The sequence below is a fragment of the Vibrio sp. 1069 genome, assembly GCF_033340555.1.
The window spans coordinates 183,365-200,269 of record NZ_JAWOWP010000006.1 but is presented as its reverse complement, the minus strand read 5'-3'; the positions used below and the strand labels follow the sequence as shown (position 1 = coordinate 200,269).

The 16,905-nt window shown below is 44.7% G+C and carries 19 protein-coding genes; 18 read left to right on the top strand and 1 reads right to left on the bottom strand.

All coding sequences use genetic code 11. The features are described from left to right. The first annotated feature begins 96 nt into the window (after positions 1-96). The 6 genes from tgt (at position 97) to R7040_RS12390 (ending at position 5,614) form a co-directional block, all read left to right on the top strand. Positions 97-1,233 carry a tRNA guanosine(34) transglycosylase Tgt gene (gene tgt, locus R7040_RS12415; protein ID WP_005381727.1) on the top strand — a complete coding sequence of 379 codons (1,137 nt, stop codon included), beginning with the start codon at positions 97-99 and terminating at the stop codon, positions 1,231-1,233. A gap of 177 nt (positions 1,234-1,410) precedes the next feature. Next, positions 1,411-1,740, top strand: a complete 330-nt coding sequence (yajC, locus tag R7040_RS12410) for a preprotein translocase subunit YajC (RefSeq protein ID WP_005381725.1) — start codon at positions 1,411-1,413, stop codon at positions 1,738-1,740. 21 nt (positions 1,741-1,761) lie between these two features. Beyond that, positions 1,762-3,618 (top strand): protein translocase subunit SecD, encoded by a 1,857-nt coding sequence (gene secD / locus R7040_RS12405; RefSeq protein WP_080960089.1) that lies wholly within the window; start codon positions 1,762-1,764, stop codon positions 3,616-3,618. 14 nt (positions 3,619-3,632) lie between these two features. Continuing rightward, a complete protein-coding gene (gene secF, locus R7040_RS12400) occupies positions 3,633-4,580 on the top strand; it encodes a protein translocase subunit SecF (protein WP_005383689.1) in 948 nt (315 codons plus the stop codon). 164 nt (positions 4,581-4,744) lie between these two features. Beyond that, positions 4,745-5,161 (top strand): hypothetical protein, encoded by a 417-nt coding sequence (locus tag R7040_RS12395; protein WP_017633921.1) that lies wholly within the window; start codon positions 4,745-4,747, stop codon positions 5,159-5,161. Between the two features lie 141 nt (positions 5,162-5,302). Next, positions 5,303-5,614 carry a hypothetical protein gene (locus R7040_RS12390; RefSeq protein WP_017633920.1) on the top strand — a complete coding sequence of 104 codons (312 nt, stop codon included), beginning with the start codon at positions 5,303-5,305 and terminating at the stop codon, positions 5,612-5,614. Positions 5,615-5,684: 70 nt separating this feature from the next. Here the strand turns inward: R7040_RS12390 and suhB are convergent, their stop codons facing one another. Beyond that, the gene (gene suhB / locus R7040_RS12385; RefSeq protein WP_005381722.1) at positions 5,685-6,488 is read right to left on the bottom strand and encodes an inositol-1-monophosphatase; all 804 of its coding nucleotides are present in this window, start codon (positions 6,486-6,488) and stop codon (positions 5,685-5,687) included. A gap of 231 nt (positions 6,489-6,719) precedes the next feature. Between suhB and trmJ the strand changes: the two genes are divergently transcribed. The 12 genes from trmJ (at position 6,720) to R7040_RS12325 (ending at position 16,649) form a co-directional block, all read left to right on the top strand. Then, complete coding sequence (gene trmJ, locus R7040_RS12380) at positions 6,720-7,439, top strand: tRNA (cytosine(32)/uridine(32)-2'-O)-methyltransferase TrmJ (RefSeq protein WP_017633919.1); 720 nt, start codon at positions 6,720-6,722, stop codon at positions 7,437-7,439. Between the two features lie 125 nt (positions 7,440-7,564). After that, on the top strand, positions 7,565-8,071 hold the full coding sequence (gene iscR / locus R7040_RS12375) for a Fe-S cluster assembly transcriptional regulator IscR (RefSeq protein ID WP_005381720.1): 507 nt from the start codon (positions 7,565-7,567) through the stop codon (positions 8,069-8,071). 28 nt (positions 8,072-8,099) lie between these two features. Then, complete coding sequence (locus R7040_RS12370) at positions 8,100-9,314, top strand: IscS subfamily cysteine desulfurase (RefSeq protein WP_005381719.1); 1,215 nt, start codon at positions 8,100-8,102, stop codon at positions 9,312-9,314. A 38-nt stretch (positions 9,315-9,352) separates the two neighbouring features. Beyond that, complete coding sequence (iscU, locus tag R7040_RS12365) at positions 9,353-9,736, top strand: Fe-S cluster assembly scaffold IscU (RefSeq protein WP_005381718.1); 384 nt, start codon at positions 9,353-9,355, stop codon at positions 9,734-9,736. 70 nt (positions 9,737-9,806) lie between these two features. Further along, positions 9,807-10,130: an iron-sulfur cluster assembly protein IscA gene (gene iscA, locus R7040_RS12360; protein WP_005381717.1), complete on the top strand. Its 324-nt coding sequence runs from the start codon at positions 9,807-9,809 to the stop codon at positions 10,128-10,130. A 55-nt stretch (positions 10,131-10,185) separates the two neighbouring features. Continuing rightward, positions 10,186-10,701, top strand: a complete 516-nt coding sequence (hscB, locus tag R7040_RS12355; protein WP_005381716.1) for a co-chaperone HscB — start codon at positions 10,186-10,188, stop codon at positions 10,699-10,701. 21 nt (positions 10,702-10,722) lie between these two features. Next, complete coding sequence (gene hscA / locus R7040_RS12350; protein ID WP_053302969.1) at positions 10,723-12,576, top strand: Fe-S protein assembly chaperone HscA; 1,854 nt, start codon at positions 10,723-10,725, stop codon at positions 12,574-12,576. A gap of 13 nt (positions 12,577-12,589) precedes the next feature. Then, a complete protein-coding gene (gene fdx, locus R7040_RS12345; protein WP_005381713.1) occupies positions 12,590-12,928 on the top strand; it encodes an ISC system 2Fe-2S type ferredoxin in 339 nt (112 codons plus the stop codon). A gap of 44 nt (positions 12,929-12,972) precedes the next feature. After that, complete coding sequence (gene iscX / locus R7040_RS12340) at positions 12,973-13,167, top strand: Fe-S cluster assembly protein IscX (protein ID WP_005381711.1); 195 nt, start codon at positions 12,973-12,975, stop codon at positions 13,165-13,167. A gap of 161 nt (positions 13,168-13,328) precedes the next feature. After that, on the top strand, positions 13,329-14,627 hold the full coding sequence (gene pepB, locus R7040_RS12335; RefSeq protein ID WP_017633915.1) for an aminopeptidase PepB: 1,299 nt from the start codon (positions 13,329-13,331) through the stop codon (positions 14,625-14,627). Positions 14,628-14,722: 95 nt separating this feature from the next. Then, positions 14,723-15,148, top strand: coding sequence for a nucleoside-diphosphate kinase (ndk, locus tag R7040_RS12330; protein ID WP_005381702.1), 426 nt, complete (start codon positions 14,723-14,725; stop codon positions 15,146-15,148). A gap of 373 nt (positions 15,149-15,521) precedes the next feature. Next, on the top strand, positions 15,522-16,649 hold the full coding sequence (locus R7040_RS12325) for a bifunctional tRNA (adenosine(37)-C2)-methyltransferase TrmG/ribosomal RNA large subunit methyltransferase RlmN (protein WP_017633913.1): 1,128 nt from the start codon (positions 15,522-15,524) through the stop codon (positions 16,647-16,649). Positions 16,650-16,905: the final 256 nt, after the last annotated feature.

Below are 16,905 nucleotides of genomic sequence, written 5' to 3'. Positions count from 1 at the left end.
TTGCTTTGTCTCTCGCAAGGAAAAGCGACCGCTCCTTAAAGTAGGGTAGAGCCCTAAACACTCAGTCAGACTGTTTCTCTGACACCCGGAGGCATCGTGAAATTAAAATTCGATCTTAAGAAGAAAAACGGCAATGCACGTCGTGGTCAACTGACTTTCGAACGCGGCACTGTTCAAACTCCTGCGTTCATGCCAGTAGGTACTTACGGTACCGTTAAAGGTATGACACCAGAAGAAGTAAAAGGTACTGGTGCAGAAATTCTGCTAGGTAATACTTTCCACCTGTGGCTACGTCCTGGTCAAGAAGTGATGAAAATGCACGGTGACCTGCACGATTTTATGAACTGGCACGGTCCTATTCTTACTGATTCAGGCGGCTTTCAAGTATTCAGCCTTGGTAAGATGCGTACGATCACTGAAGAAGGTGTTCACTTTCGTAACCCAGTAAACGGTGACAAGATTTTCATGGACGCAGAAAAGTCGATGGAAATTCAAAAAGACCTGGGCTCTGACATCGTTATGATTTTTGACGAGTGTACGCCTTACCCAGCGACACACGATGAAGCGAAGAAATCGATGGAAATGTCATTACGCTGGGCACAGCGTTCACGTGACCACTTCGAGAAGCTAGAAAACCCGAACAACCTATTTGGTATTGTCCAAGGTGGTGTTTACGAAGATTTACGTGATGTGTCGGTAAAAGGTCTAACGGAAATCGGTTTTGACGGTTACGCGGTTGGTGGTTTGGCAGTAGGTGAGCCTAAAGAAGACATGCACCGTATTCTTGAGCATACTTGTCCTCAACTTCCTGAAGACAAACCTCGCTACTTGATGGGCGTAGGTAAGCCAGAAGACTTGGTTGAAGGTGTTCGTCGTGGTATCGACATGTTTGACTGTGTAATGCCAACGCGTAACGCACGTAATGGTCACTTATTTGTGACTGGTGGTGTGATCAAGATCCGTAATGCGAAACATAAAACGGATACAACACCATTGGATCCGCATTGTGACTGTTACACTTGTCAAAACTACAGCAAGTCGTACCTTCACCATTTAGAGCGTTGTAATGAAATCTTAGGCGCTCGCTTGAATACAATCCATAACCTGCGTTACTACCAACGTCTGATGGAAAGCATTCGTAAAGCAATTGATGAAGATCGCTTCGATGAATTTGTTACTGAGTTCTATGAGCGTCGTGGCCGTGAAGTGCCACCACTAGCAAAAGAGCAGTAATTGAAAAACTAAAAGAATTAAAGCCTTTGGCATGTCGCCAGAGGCTTTTGCTAATAAAGTAGGCTAACGCACGTTATTTTTGAGAGAGCGATCTCTATTAGTTACTCTCAGACTTGAATCTAAAATGCGAAAGCCCAATTTGTTTGATTATCAATAAAATATAATGAGGATGTTTTAATGTTTATTTCTCAGGCTCACGCAGCAGCAGAAGGCGCGCCAGCAGGCGGTGGTTTTGAAATGCTAATCATGCTTGGCATGTTCGCAGTGATCTTTTACTTCATGATTTACCGCCCACAAGCGAAACGCGTAAAAGAACACAAAAACCTAATGGCTTCTATGGGCAAAGGCGACGAAGTTTTAACTAGCGGTGGCCTAGTGGGTAAAATCACTAAGATTGCTGAAGACAATGACTACATTTCAATTGAGCTTAACGCGAACAATGAAGTAGTAATCAAGAAAGACTTCATCACTGCAGTGCTACCAAAAGGTACGCTTAAGTCTCTATAAAACAGCTAAAGGATCCTCGCTGTGCTAAACCGTTATCCATTATGGAAGTACTTGATGGTGCTTTTTGCCATCATCACCGCTGCGTTATACGCACTTCCAAATATCTACGGTGAAGATCCGGCTATTCAAGTTACAGGGGCGCGTGGCGCCTCTGTAGATATGTCAACGCTGGATGCTGTCACTACTGCTCTTAACAAAGAGCAACTTTCTCATAAATCCATTGCTCTCGAAGATGGATCAATTCTTGTTCGTTTTAACGACACTGACACACAAATCAGTGCTCGTGATGTCATCAGCGAAGCGCTAGGCAAAGACACAATTGTTGCACTTAACCTTGCACCTTCTACACCCGATTGGCTAGAAGCGATTGGCGCGTCACCATTGAAGCTAGGTCTTGACCTTCGCGGTGGTGTTCACTTCTTAATGGAAGTGGATATGGATGCAGCGATGGAAAAGCTTATTGGTCAACAAGAAGAAGCTTTCCGTAGCGAACTTCGTGACGCCAAGATTCGTTACCGTGCAATCCGCCCTTCTGGAAAAGAAGCGGTAGAAGTGTTGTTGCGTAACGAAGAGCAATTAGCAGAAGCGAAAGCAACGCTAGAAAAGAATCACCCGGACATGATTTTTGTCGATTCTGATTCAAATGGCCGTTACGCTCTTACTGCAACCTTTACTGAGCAACGTTTACAAGAGATCCGTAACTATGCTGTTGAGCAAAACATTACGATTTTACGTAATCGTGTCAACGAACTAGGTGTTGCGGAACCATTGGTTCAACGTCAAGGTGCTAGTCGCATTGTAGTTGAACTGCCTGGTGTTCAAGACACTGCTCGTGCAAAAGAAATTCTCGGAGCTACGGCAACGCTTGAATTCCGTGAAGTTGATGATAAAGCTGACCTATCGGCAGCGGCAAATGGTCGTGCGCCAGCAGGTAGTGAAATCAAGATGGACCGTGATGGTCGCCCAGTTGTGCTTAAGAAGCGCGTTATTCTTGGCGGTCAAAGCATCACAGATGCAAGCTCAAGTGTTGATGAATATGGTCGTCCACAAGTTAACATCTCGCTAGACAGCGAAGGTGGTAATAAGATGTCTGCGTTCTCTAAGAAGAACATTGGTAAGCTAATGGCTACCGTGTTTGCAGAATACAAAGACAGTGGCCGTCGTACGCCTGAAGGCAAAGTTATTCTGGATAAGCATGAAGAAGTCATCAACCAAGCAACGATTCAATCGGCTCTTGGTCGTAACTTCCGTATCACAGGTATCGACTCTGCTGCAGAAGCACACAACCTAGCACTTTTACTACGTGCTGGTGCACTGATTGCACCTATCTCTATCGTTGAAGAACGTACCATTGGTCCATCAATGGGCCAGCAAAACATCGATATGGGTATCCAAGCATGTATCTGGGGTATGGTTGCCGTAATGCTATTTACGCTGCTTTACTACCGCGGCTTTGGTTTGATTGCAAACATTGCTCTAATGGCAAACTTAGTGCTTATCATTGGTGTTATGTCGATGATTCCAGGCGCTACCATGACGCTTCCGGGGATAGCCGGTATCGTGTTAACAGTCGGTATGGCAGTTGATGCGAACGTACTGATCTTCGAGCGTATCCGTGAAGAAATTCGTGATGGACGTAGTCCACAACAAGCGATTCACCAAGGTTACGCGAATGCATTCAGCACGATTGCTGATGCGAACATCACAACACTAATTACTGCAATCATTCTATTTGCGGTCGGTACAGGTGCGGTGAAAGGTTTCGCAGTTACTCTATCTATCGGTATCTTAACTTCAATGTTCACCGCCATTATTGGTACACGTTGTATCGTGAACCTGATCTACGGTGGCAAACGCGTTGATAAATTGTCGATCTAAGGCTGGGAATTAATATGTTTCAAATTCTAAAAGCAGAGAAGACGATCGGCTTTATGCGTTGGTCGAAAGTAGCATTCGTTTTTTCAATTATAATGATTGCTGCTTCTATCTTCACTTTGTCAACCAAGTGGCTTAATTGGGGTCTAGATTTCACTGGCGGTACTCTTATCGAGGTCGGTTTTGAACAGCCAGCAAACCTTGAAGAGATTCGTGCAGCACTAGATTCAAAAGGCTTTGGCGATGCGACAGTACAAAACTTCGGTAGTGCTCGTGAAGTCATGGTTCGTCTTCGTCCACGTGATGACGTTTCTGGTGAAACGCTAGGTAACCAAATCATTGGTGCTATCAAAGATGGTACTGGCGAAAGCGTAGAAATGCGTCGTATTGAGTTCGTAGGTCCCAACGTTGGTGATGAGCTAACAGAAGCTGGTGGTCTAGCGATCTTGGTATCGCTGATCTGTATTCTGCTTTATGTATCGATGCGATTTGAATGGCGTCTAGCGGCTGGTGCGGTAATGGCATTGGCTCACGATATAATTATCACGCTAGGTGTCTTCTCGTTTCTACAAATTGAAGTTGACCTGACTATCGTAGCTGCGCTACTGACGGTTGTGGGCTACTCACTCAACGATACCATCGTTGTATTTGACCGGATTCGTGAAAACTTCCGTAAGATGCGTAAGGGTGAACCTTCAGACATTATGGACGCCTCAATCACTCAAACGTTGAGCCGTACATTGATTACATCTGGTACGACGTTGTTCGTGGTAATTGCACTGTTCATGCAGGGTGGTGCTATGATTCACGGCTTTGCAACCGCACTTTTACTCGGTATCACTGTAGGTACTTACTCTTCTATCTACGTAGCATCAGCACTGGCTCTAAAACTGGGTATCCAGAAAGAGCACTTGATGCCACCTCAAGTAGAAAAAGAGGGTGCAGAGTTCGACGAAATGCCATAAGGCAGATTGAGAACCGAAAACAAAAACCGCTGAACAATCAGCGGTTTTTTTATGCCTGATAGATTTGAAAGTTTCATTTTTTTTTGAGGTACTTCCAGCTTGAATTGTAGTTTTTTGATTGAGTTGAATATCGGAAGTATGTTCAACAATTTCGGGAGGAAATAATGTCAAGGCAAGCTGAAATAAAAGTACAGTTACTGAAGTTTGTAGAGATTTCTTACAAGCACAATAAAGGTGTTACCACCAAGCTAGTTACTGGAGGGAAAAGGTTCAAGTTAGCAGTTGATGAGTCAGGTAAAGTAACTTTATCTGGTGAGCTTGGATTTACTAAGTTTGAAGTTTCAAAAGAAATGGTTGAAGAGCTGGGCATAAAATTAAAAGCCGTTTCTGTTACTTTTAAAACTACTCGTGATGGTGTTTTGACATACAGTGGGAGTGTTTCTCTTTTTGGTGTTGTTTCCTTTGGAGTTACTGGGCAGGTAAATGTCCGTGAGCTTTTAGAGCAGTGCGAGTGGGGGCTTTGTAAGTACAGATTTAAGCCGAGTAAAATTGATCAAGCGCTCCGTGAAGCTGGGGTTTAGTTGGTTATGCTAAATAGAATTCTACCTATTCCGGTTTTACTAAGTGTTTCAACGCCCTGCATCGCAAGTCCACTCCACGATACTTACCTTGATATACGTAATAATTTATACAAGATGCAGTATATAGAGGTGGTAGAAGCTATGGCAGGACCAAATCTATCGATTGAAGAGCTGAACAGTATTAAGTCTCACCCAATAAAATTTGGTCATCAATTTCCATTTTTATCATCTATCCCATCAAGTTTGGTTACAGAGCTGTCTTACTTTGAAGAGTACAGTGAGGATGGAGGAGTTGGATGTCTTTCTGTAAACGGCTTTGGTGATGTATACCAGCCAGTCACGGTTTCGCTGCAGTTTTTAATGAAGGAACAAATATGGAAGGTTAAGCACGTAAAAATAGACCACTTATCTGACTACGACCGTTTCTACAAACAGGCTGATTGTTCGAAATAAAAAAGCCCCGCTCAATGAGCGGGGCTTTCTAAAGTCATCAGCGTGACGGGCTATATATGACTTTCAAATCTTACTTAAGGATCGCGCTGTTACCGTTTTCGCGGATGTGCTTAAGGATAGATTTTACGCCACGAGCGCTTGAAGCAACGATGTTACCAGACTTCATGTAGTCAGTGCCGCCAGCAAAGTCTGTTAGGATTGCGCCAGCTTCACGAGCAATAAGCTCACCTGCTGCCATATCCCAAGGTTTTAGGCCTAGCTCGAAGTAACCATCAACACGGCCAGCAGCCACGTAACAAAGGTCAAGAGCAGCAGAGCCGCTACGACGGAAATCAGCACATTCAGTGAATAGCGCACCAACGATCTTGATGTAAGACTCAGCGTGTTGTTTCTGCTTGAATGGGAAGCCTGTTGCTAGAACAGTACCTTGAAGGTCTTTTAGTTGAGCAACACGAATACGTGCACTGTTTAGTTGAGCGCCGGCACCGCGTTGTGCAGTGAATAGCTCGTTTTGCATTGGATCGTAAACACAAGCAACTTCAGTTTTGCCCTTAATACGAACAGCGATAGAAACCGCGAAAGTTGGGTAACCTTTTACAAAGTTAGTGGTGCCATCCAGTGGGTCGATGATCCATTGTACGTCTTTATCTTTACCTTCGATAAGACCTTGTTCTTCAGCAACGATACAGTGCTCAGGGTAAGACTGCTTGATAGTATCGATGATGATGTATTCTGCTTCTTTGTCTACGTTAGTGACAAAGTCATTAGTGCCTTTAAGAGTAGATTCTACTTTATCAGTGTTTTCTAATGATTTAGCAATATGATTGCCTGCCTTTCGCGCAGCGCGAATAGCAATGTTTAGCATTGGATGCATACGAATTTCCCAACGGATGTTAAAGAACAAATGAAAGCGGCGGCGAGTATACCAGAGATAATCAAAAAGGGAAGTGGTTATTTTTTACTCTAATTGCGGCCGGCTGAGTGTACAGATCATACTGCGGACGAGAACAATAACCAAGAATGAGAAGAGAGGTCTGCTTGCCTCTAGGGTGTCTTAAAAAACTATGATAACATTCTGCGGTTTTAATTTAGGTAGCAAACACAGATGTTGGATCAAGTAAAAATTGTACTCGTAGGTACCTCTCATTCAGGCAATATTGGCTCAGCAGCTCGAGCAATGAAAGTGATGGGTTTAAACCAACTAGTATTAGTCGATCCACAATGTGAAGTGGATGAACAAACTCTTGCTTTAGCTGCGGGTGCTGGTGATATTGCTCAAAATGCAAAGATTGTCGGCACATTAGAAGAAGCGGTTGAAGATTGTGGCCTTGTTGTGGGTTCTAGCGCCCGCTCTCGTACATTAGAATGGCCAATGCTCGAGCCACGTGAATGCGGTGAGAAATTTGCAGTTGAAGGCCGAAAGCATCCGGTTGCGCTCGTGTTTGGCCGAGAAAGAACTGGTTTGACAAACGAAGAGCTACAAAAGTGCCACTACCATGTTTGTATTCCCGCTAATCCTGAGTACAGCTCGCTTAACCTAGCGATGGCTGTACAAACTCTCAGTTACGAAGTGCGAGTTGCACACTTGAACTTAGAGCAAAGCCAGTTTTCCCCAAATGAATCGGAAGAATACCCGCGTCATCGAGAACTCGAATTGTTCTTCGAGCATCTTGAAAAGGTGATGGTTGAGACCCAGTTTATTAACAAAGAGCAACCTGGACAGGTGATGAATAAGTTGCGCCGTTTGTTCTCTCGTGCTCGACCAGAAACCCAAGAACTTAATATTCTACGAGGCGTTTTGACTTCGATAGAAAAGAAGTTCTGAGTGAATAATAACCACTTTAGATGTGAGGATGAATACCTGAGTAAAATGGTCAAATAAATACTTGACCAAATTACTCAGGTATGGAAAAATCTTAACCATTACAAACCATGTGGATACGGTGTGGTATGAAACTTACATCTAAAGGAAGATATGCGGTGACAGCCATGCTGGATGTGGCACTGCATTCGCAACAAAACCCTGTACCTCTGGCTGATATTTCAGAGCGTCAAGGGATCTCGCTCTCTTACTTAGAGCAGCTATTTTCAAAATTGCGTAAAGCAGGTCTCGTTGCCAGCGTTCGTGGTCCTGGTGGTGGTTACCGACTTGGTGCCGACGCTCACAGTATCGCTATTGGTACCGTGATTGCTGCCGTTGATGAGTCAGTAGATGCAACCAAATGCCAAGGTAAAGGAGATTGCCAAGGTGGAACACGTTGCCTTACTCACACGCTGTGGCGTGACCTAAGCTCTCGCATTAGTGACTTTTTGAATAACATCACTCTTGGTGAGTTGATGACAGACAATGAAGTACTCGAAATTTCTGATCGTCAGGACATTGATCTGGCGGTAACCCATGGGCTATCAAACAAAAATACAACCGCCGCGCCCATCGGTGTAAACGTCCGCTCTTAGCGGTCAGCTTTTTACATTGGAGTAGAGAATGAAACTGCCGATTTATCTTGATTATTCCGCTACATGTCCAGTTGATCCACGTGTTGCTGAAAAAATGGTTCAGTACATGACAATGGATGGCACATTTGGCAACCCAGCGTCACGTTCGCACCGTTACGGCTGGCAGGCAGAAGAAGCGGTCGATACTGCTCGTGAGCAAATTGCTGACCTTCTAAATGCAGATCCTCGCGAAATCGTATTTACATCTGGTGCGACAGAATCAGACAACCTTGCGATTAAAGGTGCAGCGCACTTTTACTCGAAGAAAGGCAAGCACGTAATCACTTGTAAAACAGAGCACAAAGCCGTTCTTGACCCATGTCGTCAACTTGAGCGTGAAGGCTTTGAAGTGACTTACCTTGAGCCAGAATCAAATGGCTTGATCGATCTAGAGAAGCTTAGAGCAGCCATGCGTGATGACACCGTGCTTGTGTCTATTATGCATGTAAACAACGAGATTGGTGTGGTTCAAGACATTACAGCGATCGGCGAACTGTGCCGTGAGCGTAAAATTGTTTTCCACGTGGACGCTGCGCAATCTGCAGGTAAATTACCAATCGACGTTCAAGAGATGAAAGTTGATCTAATTTCACTTTCTGCTCACAAAGTTTACGGTCCTAAAGGTATCGGTGCACTTTACGTACGTCGTAAGCCTCGTATTCGTCTTGAAGCGCAAATGCACGGTGGCGGTCATGAGCGTGGTTTCCGCTCTGGTACACTACCTACTCACCAAATCGTAGGCATGGGTGAAGCATTCCGCATTGCAAAAGAAGACATGCAAAAAGATTACGATCATGCTTTAGCGCTTCGTAACCGTCTTTTTGATGGCGTGAAAGACTTAGAAGCAGTGACGGTAAACGGTGACTTTGAGCAGCGTGTACCACACAACCTAAACATCAGTTTCGCATTCGTAGAAGGTGAATCACTACTAATGTCGCTTAAAGATCTAGCGGTATCTTCTGGTAGTGCTTGTACGTCTGCAAGCCTTGAGCCTTCTTACGTTCTTCGTGCCCTAGGCATGGATGACGAATTGGCTCACAGCTCGGTTCGTTTCTCGTTTGGTCGTTTCACGACTGAAGAAGAAATTGATTACGCAATTGAACAAATCCGCGTTGCAGTGACTAAGCTACGCGACATGTCTCCTCTATGGGATATGTACAAAGAAGGGATTGATTTGAGCACTGTTGAATGGGCTCACCATTAATCTCAGGGATTGAAATAGAGGATTCGAGGTAATTTATCATGGCATACAGCGAAAAAGTAATTGATCACTACGAGAACCCACGTAACGTTGGTTCATTCGATAAAGAAGATCCATCAGTAGGTAGCGGCATGGTTGGCGCTCCTGCGTGTGGTGACGTAATGAAGCTTCAAATCAAAGTGACACCTGAAGGTATCATCGAAGATGCGAAGTTCAAAACATACGGTTGTGGTAGTGCAATCGCATCAAGCTCACTAGTAACTGAGTGGGTAAAAGGTAAGTCAGTTGATGAAGCGGCAGCAATTAAAAACTCTGAGATTGCTGAAGAGCTAGAGCTTCCACCAGTGAAAGTTCACTGTTCTATTCTTGCTGAAGATGCAATCAAAGCAGCGGTTGCTGACTACAAGAAAAAACACCAAGAATAATTATTCCGTAATATAATGGGAGCTTTGACGCTCCCATTCCAATCGAAATTTAGACAGACTAAGGTGCAGTATGGCCATCACAATGACAGAATCAGCGGCAAGTCGCGTAAGAGCATTCCTAGATAACCGAGGCAAAGGTATCGGTTTACGTCTTGGAGTGAAGACGACTGGCTGTTCCGGCATGGCATACGTACTTGAGTTTGTTGATGAGCTCAATGAAGAAGACGAAGTATTTGAACTCTCTGGAGTGAAAATTATCATCGATCAAAAGAGCTTAGTGTACCTAGATGGTACTGAATTGGATTACGTGAAAGAAGGGTTGAATGAAGGTTTTGAATTCAACAACCCTAACGCGAAAAGTGAATGTGGTTGTGGTGAAAGCTTCAACGTCTAATTGATTGTCCTTCTGGGCAAACGAGTCCGGAAGGCTTTACTAGGACCCGAACTTAATGAATCACTTTGAATTATTTGGGCTACCAAGTCAGTTTAAGCTGGATGGTAGCCTTCTTTCTTCTCAGTTCCGAGAACTACAAAAACGCTTCCACCCGGATAACTTTGCAACGGGCTCAGAACGTGACCGTTTGATGGCGGTGCAAAAGGCGGCGCAAATCAACGATGCCTATCAAGTTCTGAAAAATCCTATTTCTCGCGCCGAGTATATCCTCGCAGAGCAAGGTGTTGAGATCCGAGGTGAACAGCAAACAATGCAAGATCCGATGTTCTTAATGGAGCAAATGGAACTGCGCGAAGAACTGGAAGAGATTGCTGACAAGTCCGATCCTGAATCGGCGCTTTTTGACTTCGACTCTAAGGTCAGCAAAATGTACAAACAGCATCTGGCAAGCGTCGAGCAAGAGCTTGATGATGGTCTATGGACTGAAGCCGCAGACCGAGTTCGTAAGCTAAAATTCATTGCCAAACTAAAGAACGAAATTGAGCTAGTCGAAGACAAACTCCTCGGCTAGTAAGCGTGACAAGGACCTATCATGGCACTACTTCAAATCGCAGAACCGGGCCAAAGCTCGGCACCTCATGAGCATAAGTTAGCAGCGGGTATCGACTTAGGTACTACCAACTCTTTGGTTGCTTCTGTACGTAGCGGCGATGCAACTCCACTTGCGGACGAGCAGGGCCGTACTATTTTACCTTCAGTCGTTAATTACGCTGAGGAAACGTTAACGGTCGGCCACGAAGCCAAAGCCAAAGCAGAGTTTGAACCAGAGAACACGATTATCTCTGTAAAACGTTTGATCGGTCGTTCATTAAAGGACATTCAGTCCCGTTACTCTTCACTTCCTTATCGTTTTAAAGAGAGTGAAAACGGCCTGCCAATTCTGCAAACACCTCAAGGTGACAAAAACCCGATTGAAGTATCTGCGGACATCCTAAAAGTATTGGGTAAGCGAGCTGAAGATACGTTAGGTGGTGAGTTAGCTGGTGTCGTTATTACCGTTCCTGCTTACTTTGATGACGCGCAACGTGCAGGTACAAAAGATGCGGCGAAATTAGCTGGTCTTCATGTTCTCCGTCTACTTAACGAACCAACCGCTGCGGCAATTGCTTATGGCCTAGACTCTGGTCAAGAAGGTGTGATTGCGGTTTACGATCTAGGTGGCGGTACTTTTGATATCTCTATCCTACGTTTATCGAAAGGCGTATTTGAAGTATTAGCAACAGGTGGCGATTCTGCATTAGGCGGTGACGACTTCGACCATCTATTTGCCGATTATTTAATGGAGCAAGCGGGTCTAGAAGCGCCGCTTTCTGCAGAAAAGAACCGTACACTGTTGAACATTGCTACTGAAGCTAAGATTGCTTTCTCTGAGCAAGACAGTGTTGACGTTGACGTTTTTGGTTGGAAAGGCACCGTGACTCGCGAGCAGTTCGAAGATCTGATTCGTCCGCTAGTGAAGAAAACCCTGATGTCTTGCCGCCGTGCGCTGAAAGATGCGGATGTAGATGCGGAAGATGTACTTGAAGTAGTCATGGTCGGTGGCTCAACACGCACATTGCTTGTACGAGAAATGGTTGGCGAATTCTTTGGCCGTACACCACTGACAAGCATTAACCCAGATGAAGTCGTCGCAATCGGTGCGGGTATTCAAGCTGATATTCTCGCGGGTAACAAACCTGACTCTGAAATGTTGCTTCTTGATGTGATTCCACTGTCGCTCGGTATTGAAACCATGGGTGGTTTGGTCGAGAAGATCATCCCCCGCAACACTACGATTCCCGTTGCGCGTGCGCAAGAATTTACCACATTCAAAGATGGCCAAACGGCGATGAGTGTTCATGTGGTACAAGGTGAACGTGAAATGGTTGATGACTGTCGTTCACTTGCTCGCTTCTCGTTAAAAGGTATTCCTCCGATGGCAGCGGGTGCGGCACATATTCGCGTGACTTACCAAGTTGACGCTGATGGCCTTCTTTCTGTTACGGCAATGGAGAAGAGCACTGGTGTTCAATCAGAGATTCAAGTAAAACCTTCTTACGGCTTAAGTGACAATGAAGTGGCGGATATGTTGCGTGATTCAATGACGCACGCAAAAGAAGACATGCAAGCTCGTGCCTTAGCTGAACAGCGTGTTGAAGCCGACCGAGTGATAGAAGGTTTGATTGCAGCGATGCAAGCTGATGGTGATGACTTACTATCAGAACAAGAGAAACAAAACTTGATTAAAGCCATCGAAGCCTTGATTGAGCTGCGTAATGGTGATGATGCAGATGCGATAGAGCAGGGCATTAAAGATACCGATAAAGCGAGCCAAGATTTCGCATCACGCCGTATGGATAAATCGATTCGAGCTGCGTTGTCAGGTCAATCAGTAGACGATATATAAGAGATAAGTAGTTATGCCTAAGATTATTGTATTACCACACGACGATTTGTGCCCAGAAGGTGCAGTGTTGGAAGCAAACTCTGGTGACACCGTTCTAGACGTAGCGCTAAAAAACGGTATCGGTATTGAACATGCGTGTGAGAAGTCATGTGCGTGTACTACCTGCCACGTAATCATCCGTGAAGGTTTTGATTCACTAGAAGAAAGTGAAGAACTAGAAGACGACATGCTAGATAAAGCGTGGGGTCTAGAGCCTGAGTCACGCCTAGGGTGTCAGGCGAGAATTGCTGATGAAGACTTGGTAGTAGAAATTCCTAAATACACACTCAACCACGCTTCAGAAGATCACTAAAACTATCTTCCCAATATAGGGAAGAAGCAAAAGGAAGATGAGCAATGAAATGGACAGATTCTCGCGATATCGCGATTGAACTTTGTGACAAGTTTCCAGATGTCGATCCAAAAACAGTGCGTTTTACCGATCTTCATCAATGGATCATGGAGTTAGATGAGTTTGACGATGAGCCAAACCGTTCTAATGAAAAGATTCTAGAAGCCGTTATCATGTGCTGGATGGACGAAGCAGACTAAGTCTGTAAAACACAGCCTAGTTAACAATTCTTACTAAAAAAAGCGGACCTTTAGGTCCGTTTTTTTATCCAATTGACATTTTTGCCCTACATAATGCTAACATCCGTGAGTTATTAAAAAGAAGCAGCGTAGGCAACGCTGCTATAAGACAAGGAGAAACCATGTCTACACAGATGTCTGTATTTTTAAGTCAAGAGTCGGCAGCACCACATTGGGGTGAAAAAGCACTGCTTTCATTCGCTGAAAACGGCGCAACTATTCACTTAGGTGAAGGTCATGATCTCGGCGCAATTCAACGTGCAGCTCGTCAGCTAGATGGCCAAGGAATTCGTTCTATTTTTCTTTCTGGTGATAACTGGGATCTAGAGAGCGTATGGGCTTTCCACCAAGGGTTCCGTAACCCTAAAAAACATGGCTCAGTTGAGTGGGCAGCATTGTCTGATGAAGAGCAAGCAGAGCTTCAAGCTCGTATTACTTCGACTGATTTTACCCGCGATATTATCAACAAAACGGCAGAAGAAGTTGCTCCTCGTCAGCTAGCGACAATGGCTGCTGAATTCATCAAATCTGTTGCGCCGAAAGGCACGGTGACAGCTCGTATCGTCAAAGACAAAGACTTGTTGGCAGAAGGTTGGGAAGGTATTTACGCAGTAGGCCGTGGTTCTGAGCGTACTTCTGCGATGCTTCAGTTAGACTACAACCCAACTGGTGACGAAAACGCACCTGTATTCGCATGTCTTGTGGGTAAAGGCATCACCTTTGATTCCGGTGGTTACAGCTTGAAGCCTTCTACCTTCATGAGTGCAATGAAAGCAGATATGGGTGGCTCGGGTACTATAACTGGTGGCCTAGGATTAGCTATCTTGCGCGGTTTAAACAAGCGCGTAAAGCTGATCTTGTGTTGTGCTGAGAACATGGTTTCTGGCCGTGCCCTTAAGCTTGGCGACATCATCACTTACAAAAACGGCAAAACCGTTGAGATTATGAATACCGACGCGGAAGGTCGCTTGGTGCTTGCAGACGGTCTTATCTACGCTAGTGAGCAAAAGCCTGAGTTAATCATTGACTGCGCGACGCTAACAGGCGCAGCGAAGAATGCGTTAGGTAACGATTACCATGCGCTAATGAGCTTTGATGATGAGCTATCGCATCAAGCGCTTACGGCGGCAAACCAGGAAAAAGAAGGCTTGTGGCCGCTACCACTTGCTGATTTCCATCGAGAAATGCTGCCATCTAATTTTGCCGATTTATCGAATATCAGCTCTGGTGATTATTCTCCGGGTGCAAGTACTGCAGCTGCATTCTTGTCTTACTTCGTTGAGGACTACAAAAAAGGCTGGTTACATTTCGACTGTGCGGGTACGTATCGTAAAGCCGCTTCTGATAAATGGGCTGCGGGAGCAACGGGTATGGGTGTTCGTACACTTGCTCGTTTCCTCAATGAGCAAGCTGGAAAATAAGATTGATTGCAGCACTCTCTTGTTTGAGTGCTGCTCTTACCCAGTAAGTCACTTTAAAAGCACAACTATTATTACAAGTACAGAAAGGAAATTTTATGGCTCTAGAAAGAACATTTTCAATCATTAAGCCTGATGCTGTAGAGCGAAACCTAATTGGTGAAATCTACAATCGTATTGAAAAGGCTGGCCTACGTATCATCGCTGCCAAAATGGTTCACCTGACAGAAGATCAGGCAAGCGGCTTTTATGCAGAGCATGAAGGTAAAGAGTTTTTCCCTCCTCTAAAAGAGTTCATGACATCTGGTCCTATTATGGTTCAGGTATTGGAAGGCGAAAATGCGATTGCACGTTACCGCGAGCTAATGGGTAAAACCAACCCAGAGGACGCGGCATGTGGCACTTTGCGTGCTGATTACGCACTCAGCATGCGTCACAATTCAGTTCATGGTTCAGATAGCCCTGAGTCTGCCGCTCGTGAAATTGAGTTTTTCTTCCCTGAATCAGAAGTTTTCTCTCGCTAACTCGTTCATGCATCACTTTTGCGTGATGATCTAGTTCGTAATAACCTCGGAATTGTCCGAGGTTTTTTATTCCGCGTTCTCCATTTCACCTGCGAGTTCATTCGTAATTATTCGCGAAGATGTTGGCTAATCTGAGCATCTTACAGGGGTGAAAGCTTAGTTACGTGTGTTTGTTCTCACTGTTTTCTCTGTACCACTTCTACGCTTTTGTTGTCGGTTGTCTAATCATTATTCTCACCGTAAAGTCTGATTAAAATTTAATCGTTTTTATTTTAATGCCTTAGCAAACTCAGGGTCTTACACCCCTTGTTGTAGCTGCATAAAGGCTGTACAATTCGCGCCCTTATTCTTGTTTCAGTCATTGAGAGGCAACATGACCACTGAAAAAATCAATCTACTCGACTTTGATCGCAAAGGCATGCGTCAGTTTTTCGCGGAAGAACTTGGCGAGAAAGCGTTTCGTGCCGATCAGGTTATGAAGTGGATCTACCATTTCGGTGTAGATGACTTCGAAAAAATGACAAACATCAACAAGAAGCTGCGCGAAAAGCTTTTACACAAGTGTGAAATTAAAGCACCAACTGTAGCAGAAGCTCAGCATTCTTCAGACGGCACGATCAAGTGGGCAATGAAGGTTGGTGATCAGGATGTAGAAACGGTTTACATTCCAGAAGATGATCGCGCAACGCTTTGTGTATCTTCTCAAGTAGGTTGTGCATTGGAATGTAAGTTCTGCTCAACAGCACAGCAGGGCTTTAACCGTAACTTGAAAGTTTCAGAGATCATCGGTCAGGTGTGGCGTGCTGCACGTGAAATTGGTCTTGAGAAAGAAACAGGCCGTCGCCCAATTACGAACGTCGTGATGATGGGCATGGGTGAGCCGCTTCTTAATATGAAGAACTTGATTCCTGCATTGGAGTTAATGTTGGATGACCTTGGCTTTGGTTTGTCGAAGCGTCGCGTAACCGTATCAACATCAGGTGTCGTTTCTGGTCTTGATCAGATGACGGGCAAAATCGACGTTGCGTTAGCGATCTCTCTTCATGCGCCAAACGATAAGCTGCGTAGTGAAATCATGCCAATTAACGATCGTTGGGATATTCAAGATTTCCTAGCATCCGTTCGTCGTTACATTGCTTCATCGAATGCAAACCGTGGCAAGGTAACAGTCGAGTACGTGTTGCTTGATCATGTGAACGATGACATGGACCATGCTCGTGAACTGGCTGAATTGATGAAAGACACACCATGTAAGATTAACTTGATTCCGTTTAACCCGTACCCAGGTTCACCTTACAAGAAACCAAGTAACTCACGTATTGATCGCTTCCAAAAAACATTGATGCAATACGAGCACACAGTTACGGTTCGTAAAACACGTGGTGATGACATTGATGCCGCATGTGGTCAGTTGGTCGGTGATGTAATTGACCGAACTAAACGTACGGCAATGCTGAAAGCGTCACGCGGTGCCGATACCATTGAAGTGAAAGCTGTATAAACGACCGGAATTCAAAAATAGCCAGAGCCATTCGCTCTGGCTATTTTGTTTATTGTTTAGGACATTTTCGCCAAGATTTGGGACTATCACTCTTCAACCTAAGGTTATTTGGGTATAATTTCGAATTCCTTTGTCAAAGTTTGGACAAAAGCTTGAGCTATCTGTTAGTTTGAGTGTAAAGAGTTTTTGTCTTCGTTGCGCATTCGCTTATCATGATATGTAACACTAACGATGACACCGATAATTCTCAGCACTT